We start from the raw sequence: 12,561 nt of genomic DNA, 5'->3' as shown, positions 1-12,561 counted from the left end.
CCACTCCGTATAAGCGTTATGAACGCCAAAACGCCGGCGTAAATAACACTAATAAGGTAAATATTTCTAAACGGCCAAATAACATCGCAAGAATAAGTACCCACTTAGAAAAGTCATTAATGCCAGCAAAGTTTGCCGCTACTTCCCCTAAACCTGGGCCTAAATTATTTAAACAGGCTGCAACAGCGGTAAAGGCAGTAATATCGTCCATGCCCGTAGCAAGTAATAACAACATACAAATCACAAATACGGCAGCATAGGCAGAGAAAAAGCCCCAAATAGCTGAAACAACGTGGTCTGGTAACGCTTTTTTACCCAACTTAATAGTGAGCATAGCTTTTGGATGAACTAACTTGTTTAATTCTCGTAAGCCTTGTAAATATAACAACACCACGCGAACAACTTTCATACCACCACCGGTACTACCAGCACAGCCACCAATAAAGCTGGCAAAAATTAATAATATAGGTAATAACGTTGGCCAGTCAGCAAATGATGTAGTTGCAAAACCTGCCGTGGTGCTAATAGAAACAGACTGAAATAACGCTTGGTCTAAGGCAACGTCAGCATCATTATAAGTGCCATGTGCCATTAAAACTGAAAAACAAATCAAAGTTAATATTACCTGAATTGCAATAAATACCTTAAATTCAGGATCATAAAAATAGGTTTTGACTGATCGGGCGTGAATTGCCGAATAATGCAAAGCAAAGTTAACCCCAGCCACTAATAAGAAAAACACACACACTAAATTAATTTGTGGGCTATTAAAATACCCCATACTGGCATCATGAGTAGAAAAACCACCGATGGCTATTGTTGAAAATGAATGGCAAATAGCATCAAACACCCCCATACCTGCAACCCAATAAGCCAATGCACATAAAATAGTCAGGGATAGATAAATATACCAAAGGTGTTTTGCGGTATCGGCAATCCGGGGCGTCATTTTTGAATCTTTAACCGGCCCAGGAGTTTCCGCGCGGTATAACTGCATGCCACCAATACCTAACATAGGCAAAACAGCAACCGCAAGTACGATAATACCCATACCACCAAGCCATTGAAGTTGTTGGCGATAATATAAAACTGCATGGGGTAAGCCATCAATTTGCGTTAAAACTGTCGCCCCCGTCGTTGTTAAGCCAGAAAACGATTCAAAAAACGCATCTGTTATTGACATATTCGGGGTTTCTAACAGCATAAACGGAATTGCCGAGAAGCCCGCTAGTACGGTCCAGAATAAAACAACAATTAAAAAGCCTTCACGTGCTCGTAATTCACTTTTTTCTTCGCGATTAGGATACCAATGAAGCACCCCCGTGATAAAACACAATATAAACGCCATTAAAAATGGCACACCACCACCATCTCGATAAATCAAAGAAACAATGGCGGGCGGCAACATAGTTACGCTCAGTAACGCAACCAAAATACCTAAAATTCGAATGATGTTTTTATATTGCACTTGTTATCTATCGTGTTGGTATGAATTTTTTAATCAAACTTTCGTTAAGCTTAATTGCCCTGCCGACATAGTTTGCAGTTGTGCCGCAAAATTATCAACTTGTTCAAGTGGTAACGACAAAATAAATACCACTTGCTGACCATAATCTTGCGATTTAATACTGCCACCGAATAATTCGAGTAAATGCTGTACGTCATTAACTTGGGTATATTGACACGCTAACCGTTTGTCTACCATAGGTATTTTTATTGTTGTTGGCAATTTCGCCAGCGCATTCCTAACACTAGCACCATACGCGCGCTGTAAACCACCGGTTCCTAGTTTTGTGCCGCCAAAATAGCGAACAACTACCGCACAAACTTCGCCAACATTACCTCCTTGTAACATAGACAACATAGGCTTACCCGCAGTACCACTTGGTTCGCCATCATCCGAAAAACCATAATGTTGGCTATCATCCGGCGCAGCAGATAAATAAGCATAACAATGATGCGATGCTTGCGGATGATTAGCTTGTTGTATTTTAACTAATGCACGTGCTTCTTCTGTTGAAGTACAGGGCGATAAATAACAAATAAAACGACTACGATTAACTATGGTTTCTTCTTCAACGGCCGCACTAGCAACTAAATACGACTTACTCATTTAGTTTGTAATTCCATAACATTCATCATTTTTTATCACGCTTAAACATGGCGGCGTAGTTTAGCAAAGATCAACACGCTTTAGTTAGTCAGCTTTATTCGGCTGATATTTTCATTATGGGATTGATGAACAATAATATTATCTTCAATACGAATTCCACCAAATAATGACAGCTGCTCAACAATTTGCCAATTCACCATGCTGGCATGAGAACTCGCTTTTAACTGTGCCAATAACGAAGGAATAAAATAAATACCGGGTTCAATAGTAAACACCTGATTAGCTTCAACTAAACGGGTAGTCCGCAAAAAAGCATGCTCTGCTGGTGGGCTAACATGAGTACCCCGCTCATCCGCCATAAAACCACCAACATCATGGGTTTGCAGCCCTAAATGATGACCAAGCCCATGTGGGAAAAAACTCGCCACAATTCCAGCGTTAAGCGCTGTATCAACATCCACTTTAATAATATCAAATGCTTTTAATAACACCGCTAAATCACGATGCACACTAATATGTAAATCTAAATAACTGATACCGGGTTTTAACCGCTCAACCGCCGATAACATTAGCTGCTCTAATTGCATGATCAAGTCATTAAAATGACTGCCTGCTTTTGCATAGGTGCGGGTAATATCAGCGCCATAACCATGAAAACTAGCGCCAGCATCAATTAAAAAAGAACGAACAACTTTCGGTTTAACCCGGCTTAACCTGCTGTAGTGTAAAATGGCAGAATGTTCATTTAACGCAATAATGTTTTGATATGGCGTTTCAGATTCACAATGGCTGATCGCTTGTAAATAAGCTTGTTGAATTGCAAACTCAGTATCACCATTAAGGTAAGAATTTTTAGCTGCTTGATGCCCTTTTAAGGCAATAACATTGGCTTGTCGTAAACAGGCTTGTTCATAATCGGTTTTATACGCTCGATGAAAATGCAGATAATTAAGCACCGGCTCAGGGTTAATATTGCTAAAACCTAAAGCGGTAGCCACTTCAATGTGTTCGCCTAAATAAGCTAACCCCACTTTGTCGTAAGGCAAAAATTGATCAATATCACTTGCTTGGCTGATGATCTTAATATCAAAACTGTCACACCAAAACTCATCCGCTAGCGTTTTAATATGGTGCCAAAAATCAACCGGTTGATAATATATCAGCGTAGGTTTGTCTTCGCCGTTGAGCAATAACCAGCAATTACTTACGTCTGTTAACGGTAACCAATGTTTAAAATGCGGATTACATTTAAACGGATAACTATTATCGTCTAAAAATATTTTCAGCTCTTTGCCTGAATGAATAACTAAACCATCAAGCCCTTCTCGCCTTAATACATTTTTTGCTCGTATTTGTAATTCGGCGACATGAGCTAAATATAAATCTTTAAACGTGCTAGTGTTCATCAAACGTACCTAAGGTTCATTTATCAACAAATATATCCATGATCATAGTTTGTTAATGACCATTTTGCTGAGCTGTTCAAATAACTTAACGTCTTGGCCGGTTTTTAACAAATATATTTGCTGATACGCCATTACACTTTTGACATATTCACGTGTTTCTTTATACGGGATCGTTTCAATCCAAATATCAGCCGGTAATTTAGGTCGTTCTTTTAACCAAGCTTTCACTCTTAACGGCCCCGCGTTATATGCCGCAGTTGCTAATATTTGATTACCATCATGGCGAGCCAATAATTCCCGTAAATATTTTGTTCCTAATTGAATGTTAGTTTCAGGATTATGAAGCTTTTTACGTGACATGGTTTTTTTAGCTAACTGTTTAGCGGTAGCTGGCATCAACTGCATTAATCCGGTCGCGCCAACTGACGAGTTAGCATCACTCATAAACGAACTTTCTCGTCTGGCAATGGCGAACGCCCATGCTGGGTTAATGGTGTTGTGTTTTGCCTGTTCACTAATTTCTGGCGCAAAAGCAAGAGGAAAACGTAAATCAACATCATCTAAATAACCAACATTGGCTAACATGAAAATAGCGCGATCATACCAACCCCGTTCATTCGCAACCTTAGCTGCAACTAACTTTTCCCGTTCACTGAGTTGCTTCACCCAATAATTCCATTCACTTCTCGCTTCTAAATATCGCCCTAAATAAAAAAATTCAAAAGCACGTTTACCAGCCGAATGATTAAGTACTTGGTATTTTTCACGTTCAGTGATGGTTAACGGTATGTCTCGTAAGTTAACCTTTTTATTAATTAAACCTGCGGCTAAAAAACCATAATAATGTCGTTCTTTAGCGGCTTCGGTTAACACAGCCTCCGCTTGGGCATAATCACCTGTTTTTAATAAACTGCGACCATACCAATAACGCCATTGCAAACGTTCTTGTTGGCTTTTAGGAAAACTTAATAATTCGGTTTTAATTGCTGGCCAATCTTCATCACGCAATAACTCAGTAATGCGCCATTGAATTAAACTGGCGCTATATTGTTGATCATTGAGCTTATTCAGCCATGTGGTGGCTTGATTGTGACCTTTACTAGCTAAGGCGATTGCAAATCTTTCCGTTATTTCATCCAATTGTTTGTTATTAAACGGAAACTGTTTTTTAGCTTGTTCAAATACTTTAATTGCTCGATCAGGATCACGCCAGATATAACGTTTTAAGGCATAAGTAACTATTTCGGTTTCTTTTTTATCTTTTTTGGTAAAGCGTGACAAGTTAGCGACATAGGCAGGATTTATTCTTACGCTCCGCCACAACTCTGCTTTTTTACGCATTTTTTTCGGTAATTGTTTAATCAAATACGGCAATAACGTTGATTTCCCGCCATCTGCAGTAATGACGATGCGTTGCCATATCACTTCGGTTGTTCGATAGCCTTTTTCTTGCCAAATTTTGAATAAAGGATCACAGGATTTAGGCTGTGATTTACCCACTTGCCAAAGTTTAGTTACTTTTGGCAATACTACCGCAGCGCTAACTCCCGCTTTTAATTGATAACGATGAAACTTACAGGTTAAATCAGCATTACTGGTAGGTTTATAAAATTTTAGAAATAACGCGCTTTGGTTTTTGTTAGCTAAATAATTCAGCCATTTTTTTCGTAATGGCCAATCAAGTGGTGTTCCACGATAAGTTGCTAAAAAAGTATCTATTTCTTTAGCATCAGATAAGCGCATATTTTTTATTAGTTTTTTCTGCTGAAGATAAGGTTGTAACGGATAATAATGTAAACTTTGATACAACTCATCAAACCGCGATTGATTACCTTTTAACAAGGTTTTTTCCGCTAATTCGAAGGTTTTTCTTGCGCTCGTTTGTTCAGCAAAACTATTGGCATAAACGCCAAGTGATAAAATATAAACACAGAATAATTTGATAATCATTCGTCGTGAATGAAAAAACATGGAAAATCTCACGATAACTAAAAGGAAAACACTAGGTGTATCTTCATCATAAGCCTTTTAACTAAACATACTCAATACTCAATTAGATTTTTACTTGAATAGATTGTAAAAACATTTATCTTAGCAAATCATTTGCAGCACTTTAGGAATAAAATGTCGTCTTGGTTAGGTTTTCAACCCAAAGCTATGGCTAGTGAGCAACTAGTTGCAACCTTGGGTGGTATGTTAAGTTTATTTTTTGTCTGTACTATTAGTTTTTCCCTGTTAGACATTCAAGGAGCTGTCGCCGTTATTACTTCAATGGGCGCAGCTACTGTACTATTATTTGCTGTACCGCATGGTCCTTTATCTCAACCTTGGGCAATATTTGGTGGCAACATTATTTCTGCCTTTGTCGGCGTTTCGTGTAATTTATTAGTTAACGACATGGCCTTTGCTGCAGCCCTTGCTGTTGGCCTAGCTATTGGTGCTATGCACCTTTGCCGTTGCATTCATCCACCTGGTGGCGCTACTGCGTTAACGGCCGTTATTGGTGGGCAGCAGATCGTTGATCTTGGTTATTTCTATTTAATCAGTCCGGTATTATTAAACTGTAGTGTTATTTTTATCGTTGCTTTGGTGTTTAATAATTTCTTTCCGTGGCGAAAATACCCTTTTGCCTTAATGCGTTTTAAGCCAATTGAAAAGCCACCTTTTGATAAACTCGAGATCACCGAACAGCATATTGAACAAGCAATGACAAATATCGGTACTGTTTTTGATATCTCTCCCGAGCAACTAAAAAAGGTTTATAACGCGGCTAATGAAGTTCGACGTAGTGAAGTTTCCCATCATTTTGATTTTCACCCCGGTGGTGTATACACCAATAACTTATTAGGTGCGCAGTGGTCGGTTCGTAAAATTATTGATTTTGCTTCACACCCTAATCCTGCAAAGTCATTAATTATTTATAAGGTATTGTCTGGCCAAGGAAAAAATACCACCAATAGTTGTACCCGAGCCGAATTTGCTGATTGGGCGAGTCAACGATTACACAGTACAAAAGAACGTAAAGACTAATTTCTCTTTTGATTGTGTTGTTTATTCTCGGTAAACTGTGCAAAATTTTTATTCGTTACCAGCATGTCAGACCTAACATTAACCACTATTTTTAATAATGCCGATCACCAACTAGACACCCTTGGGCTACGCTGCCCTGAGCCGGTTATGATGGTACGGTTAAATATCCGTAAAATTGCCGTTGGTGAAACCTTGTTAGTTATTGCTGATGATCCATCCACAACTCGTGATATTCCCAGTTTTTGTCGATTTATGGAACACGAGCTAGTTGCACAAGCTGTTGACGACAAGCCTTACCAATATTTGATCAGGAAACATGCTTAAATCACTTTTCTCGACATAAAAAAAGCGACTTACTGTCGCTTTTTTATTATCTTTTTTATCACATTAAATAATTACTGCAGTAATGAGATATCAGCAACTTGTAAGAAGCTGGCTCTAATACTTGCTAATAACGTTAAGCGATTTACTTTTACCGCTTCATCGTCTGCCATCACCATAACACCGTCAAAGAAGTTATCTATTGGTGTTTTAAGTTCAGATAATTCTGCTAATACTGCTTGGTAATCTTTATTGGCAACTAACGCTGTTAATTTGCTTTCAATGGTCGCAAAGGTATCAATTAATGTTGTTTCCACAGCTTCACTGGCTAAGCCTGCATCCACTTGTTTATTAAGCTGACCATCAAATTTCGCTAATATATTACCAACACGTTTATTAGCTGCAGCTAAGGTTTCAGCTGCTTCTAATGTTTTAAAATAAGCAACCGCTTTAATGCGCTTGTCAAAATCTAGTGGTGCTGTTGGTGCATTAGCTAATACTGCTTGAATAATATCAACCGCAATATTTTGCTCTTGATAGAAAGCGCGGTAACGACCTAACACAAAGTTAATAACATCAGCTTGCGTATTTTCATTAACTAACTTATCACCGTAAGCGGTAACACTCGCGTTAATTAAGTCCGTTAAATCTAGCGATAATTCTTTTTCAATGATAATACGAATTAAGCCAATAGCGGCACGACGAAGAGCAAATGGGTCTTTATCCCCTTTTGGTGCTTGGTTAATACCAAAAATACCCACCAAAGTATCAATCTTATCGGCAATAGCAACGGCACAACCAATATTGCCTTCTGGTAATGTATCACCAGCAAAACGTGGACGATATTGATCTTCTAACGCTTGTGCGACTGGTGCTGGCTCACCATCATGCTGAGCATAATATTTCCCCATAGTGCCTTGCACTTGTGGAAACTCTAATACCATATCAGACATTAAATCGGTTTTACTTAATAAACCCGCTCTATGCGCCTGTGCTGCGTTTTCACCTAATTGTTGAGCAATGTACTCACTAATAGTTGCAATACGCTCAGATTTGGCTTTTAGAGTGCCTAATTGCTTTTGAAACAATACGGTTTCTAAACTTGCTAAGCGTGATTCTAATGATTGTTTTTTGTCGGTATTAAAAAAGAATTCAGCATCCGCTAAACGTGGACGTATCACCTTTTCATTACCAAAAATCACTTGGCTTGGATCTTTACTTTCAATGTTAGCAACAAAAATGAATTTATTAACTAACTGACCTGATTTATCTAACACCGGAAAATACTTTTGGTGATCTTTCATTGAATAAATCAAAGGTTCAGCAGGCACTTCCAAGAATGCTTGATCAAAATCACCTACTAGAATAACCGGCCATTCTACTAGCGAAGTAACTTCATCTAATAAGTCTTGATCAACTAATGCGGTTGCATTTAATGTTTGTGCTGCTTTTTCAATTTCACTAGCAATAGTTGCTTGGCGTGCTTGGTAATCAGCAACTACTTTTGCCGCTAATAATTCAGCTTGGTAGTTATCTGCTGATGAAATAACTAACTCACCTTGATGATGAAAACGATGCCCTTGGCTGATGTTACTTGATGCAACACTTAAAATTTCACCGTTAATCACTTCTGAACCGTACATCATAATTAATGTATGTACTGGGCGAATAAATTGTGTTCTACCACTGCCCCAACGCATTGGTTTTGGAATAGGTAATTTATTCACAGCCTTAGCGACAACTTCTGGCATTAATTCATAAACAGTTTGGCCCGCTTGGGTTGCTTTATGTAACAACCATTCGCCTTTATCTGTTACTAAACGCTCTGCTTGTTCGACAGTAATGCCATTTGATCTTGCCCAACCTTGTGCCGCTTTACTGGCATTACCGTCGGCATCAAAAGCAACGTTAACCGCAGGACCGCGTTTTTCAACTACTTTGTCTTCTTGTTTTTCAATTAGATCAAATACTTGTACCGCTAAACGGCGCGGAGATGCAAACCACTTAATTTCACCATAGCTTAATGATAAATCATCAAGCTGAGATTTAATTTGCTCATGAAACGTAGTTGCTAATGTTTTTAATGATTTTGGTGGTAACTCTTCTGTACCAAGTTCAATTAATAAAGTATTGGTTATCATTAGCTTTCTCCCGCTTGTGATGTTTTACATAGAGGGAAACCAAGTTCTTCTCGTTTTGCATAATAAGCTTCTGCACACGCTTTAGATAAAGCACGTACACGTAAAATATAACGCTGGCGTTCTGTAACTGATATTGCATGACGTGCATCTAATAAATTAAATGCATGTGAAGCTTTCATTACTTGCTCATAAGCTGGTAATGCTAAACCTGCTGCAATAAGTTTTTGGCTTTCTTGTTCACAATGATCAAAAGTATTAAACAATTGTTTCACATCTGCATGTTCAAAGTTATAAGCTGATTGTTCCACTTCATTTTGATGGAAAACATCGCCATAAAGTACTTTCCCCATAGGACCGTCGGTCCAAACTAGGTCATAAATGCTATCAACATTTTGAATGTACATTGCTAAACGTTCTAAACCGTAAGTGATTTCACCGGTAACTGGCGCACATTCTAAACCACCTACTTGTTGGAAATAAGTAAACTGGGTTACTTCCATACCGTTAAGCCAAACTTCCCAACCTAAACCCCAAGCACCAAGTGTTGGTGATTCCCAGTTATCTTCAACAAAACGAATATCATGTACCAAAGTATCAATTCCTAATTCATTTAATGAATTTAAATACAATTCTTGAATGTTTTTTGGTGATGGTTTTAGCATTACCTGAAATTGATAATAATGCTGTAATCGGTTCGGGTTTTCACCGTAGCGGCCATCGGTAGGACGACGACAAGGTTGCACATAAGCACTGCTCATTGGCTCTGGACCAATAGCGCGTAAGAAGGTCATTGGGTGAAACGTGCCTGCCCCAACTTCTAAATCAAGTGGTTGAATAATAACGCAACCCTGGCGTGACCAATAATCTTGCAATTGCAAAATTAGTCCCTGAAATGTTTTTATATCAAACGTACTCATGTCGTTCCGAATTCATCTAAATTTTAATGGCGCTGATTATACCTGCTTTCACGTATTATCAGCAATGATAGTAATATGACAATCCGCTACAAACGCATGTCATGTCTGTTTTTTGCTTAACTTTACAAACAAAAATGCCCGATTATGATGACCGGGCATTATTATTTAGTGTAAATATTCTAAATATCTAAGTTAGAAACTTTAAGCGCATTTTCTTCAATAAAGTTTCTACGTGGTTCAACATGATCACCCATTAGGGTATTGAATAGTTGATCGGCAGCAATGGCATCTTCTATGGTAACTCGTAACATACGGCGAGTTTCTGGATCCATTGTTGTTTCCCATAACTGATCTGGGTTCATTTCACCTAGACCTTTATAACGTTGAATATATTGACCACGCTTAGATTCAGCCATCAACCAATTAAGTGCTTCTTCAAAGCCGGTTACTGGTTTAATTTTTTCACCACGTTTAACATAACCACCTTCTTCAATTAAACCATTAATGGCTTTATTCAATTCAATGATGGCTAAAAATTCACTTGAATTAATAAACTCATAACTACAGTTATATTGCTTATCAATACCATGCTGACGAATATTAAAACATGGATAGAAAATTTTACGCTCTAAATCTTGCTTAACTTCAACGCCATAAATAGAACCATTACCTGCTTGGTTATTTAGCGCAGCTAAACAATCCTTAGCCCAAGCTTCTACTTTAGCGGCATCGTTAAAATCAGCAATTTCCATCGCAGTTGAATAAATCATTTTCTCAAGAATATCAGCTGGTATTTGACGAGAAACTCGCTTAATAATATTCATGGTATTACGGAATTGATTTACTAACTTTTCTAATGAAAGTCCTGAAATAGCCGGCGCTGATTCATTCACATGAATCTCAGCATTTTCTAAAGCTAAAGTTGTTAAGTATTCAGTTAACGCTTCATCATCTTTAATGTAGCGCTCTTGTTTACCTTTTTTAACTTTATATAGCGGTGGTTGAGCAATATAAATATAACCACGCTCCATAATTTCTGGCATTTGACGATAGAAGAAAGTTAATAATAAGGTACGAATATGAGAACCATCAACATCAGCATCGGTCATGATAATGATACTGTGATAACGAAGTTTTTCTGGATCATATTCATCACGGCCAATACCACAACCTAATGCTGTAATTAATGTACCAACTTCTTGTGATGAAATCATTTTATCAAAACGTGCTTTTTCAACGTTAAGAATTTTACCTTTTAATGGAAGAATAGCTTGGTTTTTACGATTACGGCCCTGCTTTGCTGATCCGCCAGCAGAGTCCCCTTCCACAATATATAGTTCAGAAAGTGCAGGATCTTTTTCCTGACAATCGGCAAGTTTACCTGGTAAACCGGCAATATCTAAAGCACCTTTACGACGTGTCATTTCACGTGCTTTACGCGCTGCTTCACGTGCTCTTGCTGCATCTACTATTTTCATAATAATGGTACGAGCAACTGTCGGTTTCTCTAATAGATACTCACCAAGTTTTTCACCCATAGCTTGTTCAACAGCGGTTTTAACTTCTGATGAAACTAGCTTATCTTTAGTTTGTGAAGAGAACTTAGGATCGGGAACTTTCACCGAAATAACCGCAGTTAAACCTTCACGTGCATCATCACCTGAAGCACTTGTTTCAGTAGTACCGCCTTTTTTGGTTTTGTTTAAACCTTCTTTAACCATATAACTATTTAACGTTCGGGTTAAAGCCGTACGGAAACCACTTAAGTGAGTACCACCATCTTTTTGTGGAATGTTATTTGTAAAACAGTGAATGTTTTCTTGGAAGCCATCATTCCATTGCATGGCAACTTCTACCACAATGCCATCTTCACGCGCTAAATCGAAATAAAATATTTCTTCATTTACTGGTGTTTTATTGGTATTTAAGTAATCAACAAAAGCTTGAATACCACCATCAAAATGAAAGTGATCTTCTTTACCTTCTTCACGTTCATCTATTAAACGTATTGAAACACCTGAATTCAAGAATGATAATTCACGGATCCGTTTAACCAATAAGTCGTAATGAAATAAGGTATCTGAGAAAGTTTCTGGGCTTGGCCAAAATCTTACTTCTGTTCCTGTTTTATCACTTTCGCCAACAACCTTTAACGGTTCTTCTGGCACACCAACATGATAAAACTGTTCATATAATTTACCTTCACGGCGAATGTTAAGTTTTAATTTGCTACTTAGGGCATTTACTACAGAAATACCAACACCATGTAGACCACCAGAAACTTTATAACCAGAGTCTTCACCACCAAACTTACCGCCTGCGTGAAGTACTGTCATGATAACTTCTGCAGCTGATACACCTTCTTCTTCATGTATTGCTGTTGGAATACCACGACCATCATCTTTAACAGATACTGAGCCATCTAAGTGAATAGTAACGGTAATATCGTTACAGTGTCCTGCTAAGGCTTCATCAATTGAGTTATCTAAAACCTCAAATACCATATGGTGAAGGCCAGTTCCGTCATCAGTATCACCAATATACATCCCTGGTCTTTTACGAACTGCATCTAGACCTTTCAGTACTTTAATACTGTCTGAGCCATATTCATTTTCTACTGTCATGTTTTTCGC

At 38.1% G+C, this 12,561-nt stretch carries 9 protein-coding genes; 2 read left to right on the top strand and 7 right to left on the bottom strand.

Annotated elements, in window-relative coordinates; genetic code table 11:
* Positions 1-16: 16 nt before the first annotated feature.
* The 4 genes from ACSLUO_RS14685 to ACSLUO_RS14670 form a co-directional block, all read right to left on the bottom strand.
* Positions 17-1,468 carry a TrkH family potassium uptake protein gene (locus tag ACSLUO_RS14685; protein WP_448249579.1) on the bottom strand — a complete coding sequence of 484 codons (1,452 nt, stop codon included), beginning with the start codon at positions 1,466-1,468 and terminating at the stop codon, positions 17-19.
* A 33-nt stretch (positions 1,469-1,501) separates the two neighbouring features.
* Positions 1,502-2,113: a YigZ family protein gene (locus ACSLUO_RS14680; protein ID WP_448249577.1), complete on the bottom strand. Its 612-nt coding sequence runs from the start codon at positions 2,111-2,113 to the stop codon at positions 1,502-1,504.
* A gap of 80 nt (positions 2,114-2,193) precedes the next feature.
* A complete protein-coding gene (gene pepQ / locus ACSLUO_RS14675) occupies positions 2,194-3,519 on the bottom strand; it encodes a Xaa-Pro dipeptidase (protein ID WP_448249576.1) in 1,326 nt (441 codons plus the stop codon).
* A gap of 42 nt (positions 3,520-3,561) precedes the next feature.
* Entirely contained in the window at positions 3,562-5,490 is a 1,929-nt protein-coding gene (locus ACSLUO_RS14670; RefSeq protein WP_448249575.1) for a transglycosylase SLT domain-containing protein, read from the bottom strand.
* A 153-nt stretch (positions 5,491-5,643) separates the two neighbouring features.
* On the opposite strand from ACSLUO_RS14670, the gene ACSLUO_RS14665 reads away from it, so the two are divergent.
* Positions 5,644-6,549 (top strand): HPP family protein, encoded by a 906-nt coding sequence (locus ACSLUO_RS14665; protein ID WP_448249574.1) that lies wholly within the window; start codon positions 5,644-5,646, stop codon positions 6,547-6,549.
* 63 nt (positions 6,550-6,612) lie between these two features.
* Entirely contained in the window at positions 6,613-6,873 is a 261-nt protein-coding gene (gene tusA / locus ACSLUO_RS14660) for a sulfurtransferase TusA (protein ID WP_448249573.1), read from the top strand.
* Positions 6,874-6,944: 71 nt separating this feature from the next.
* Here the strand turns inward: tusA and glyS are convergent, their stop codons facing one another.
* The 3 genes from glyS to gyrB all read right to left on the bottom strand — a co-directional run bounded on the left by glyS (position 6,945) and on the right by gyrB (position 12,552).
* Positions 6,945-9,011 (bottom strand): glycine--tRNA ligase subunit beta, encoded by a 2,067-nt coding sequence (gene glyS, locus ACSLUO_RS14655; RefSeq protein WP_448249572.1) that lies wholly within the window; start codon positions 9,009-9,011, stop codon positions 6,945-6,947.
* Complete coding sequence (gene glyQ, locus ACSLUO_RS14650) at positions 9,011-9,928, bottom strand: glycine--tRNA ligase subunit alpha (protein ID WP_448249570.1); 918 nt, start codon at positions 9,926-9,928, stop codon at positions 9,011-9,013. The genes glyS and glyQ overlap by 1 nt, the downstream gene beginning before the upstream one ends.
* A 179-nt stretch (positions 9,929-10,107) precedes the next feature.
* Positions 10,108-12,552, bottom strand: a complete 2,445-nt coding sequence (gene gyrB, locus ACSLUO_RS14645; protein WP_448249568.1) for a DNA topoisomerase (ATP-hydrolyzing) subunit B — start codon at positions 12,550-12,552, stop codon at positions 10,108-10,110.
* Positions 12,553-12,561: the final 9 nt, after the last annotated feature.

Source organism: Thalassotalea agariperforans (genome assembly GCF_053470345.1).
The sequence above is the reverse complement of the archived record's forward strand: the minus strand, read 5'-3'. Positions and strand labels throughout refer to the sequence as shown.

Bases quoted from the DNA above. Each gene is read 5' to 3' on its own strand.
- ACSLUO_RS14680 (WP_448249577.1), bottom strand. From the start codon at position 2,113: ATGAGTAAGTCGTATTTAGTTGCTAGTGCGGCCGTTGAAGAAGAAACC.
- pepQ (WP_448249576.1), bottom strand. From the start codon at position 3,519: ATGAACACTAGCACGTTTAAAGATTTATATTTAGCTCATGTCGCCGAA.
- ACSLUO_RS14670 (WP_448249575.1), bottom strand. From the start codon at position 5,490: ATGTTTTTTCATTCACGACGAATGATTATCAAATTATTCTGTGTTTAT.
- ACSLUO_RS14665 (WP_448249574.1), top strand. From the start codon at position 5,644: ATGTCGTCTTGGTTAGGTTTTCAACCCAAAGCTATGGCTAGTGAGCAA.
- tusA (WP_448249573.1), top strand. From the start codon at position 6,613: ATGTCAGACCTAACATTAACCACTATTTTTAATAATGCCGATCACCAA.
- glyS (WP_448249572.1), bottom strand. From the start codon at position 9,011: ATGATAACCAATACTTTATTAATTGAACTTGGTACAGAAGAGTTACCA.
- glyQ (WP_448249570.1), bottom strand. From the start codon at position 9,928: ATGAGTACGTTTGATATAAAAACATTTCAGGGACTAATTTTGCAATTG.
- gyrB (WP_448249568.1), bottom strand. From the start codon at position 12,552: ATGACAGTAGAAAATGAATATGGCTCAGACAGTATTAAAGTACTGAAA.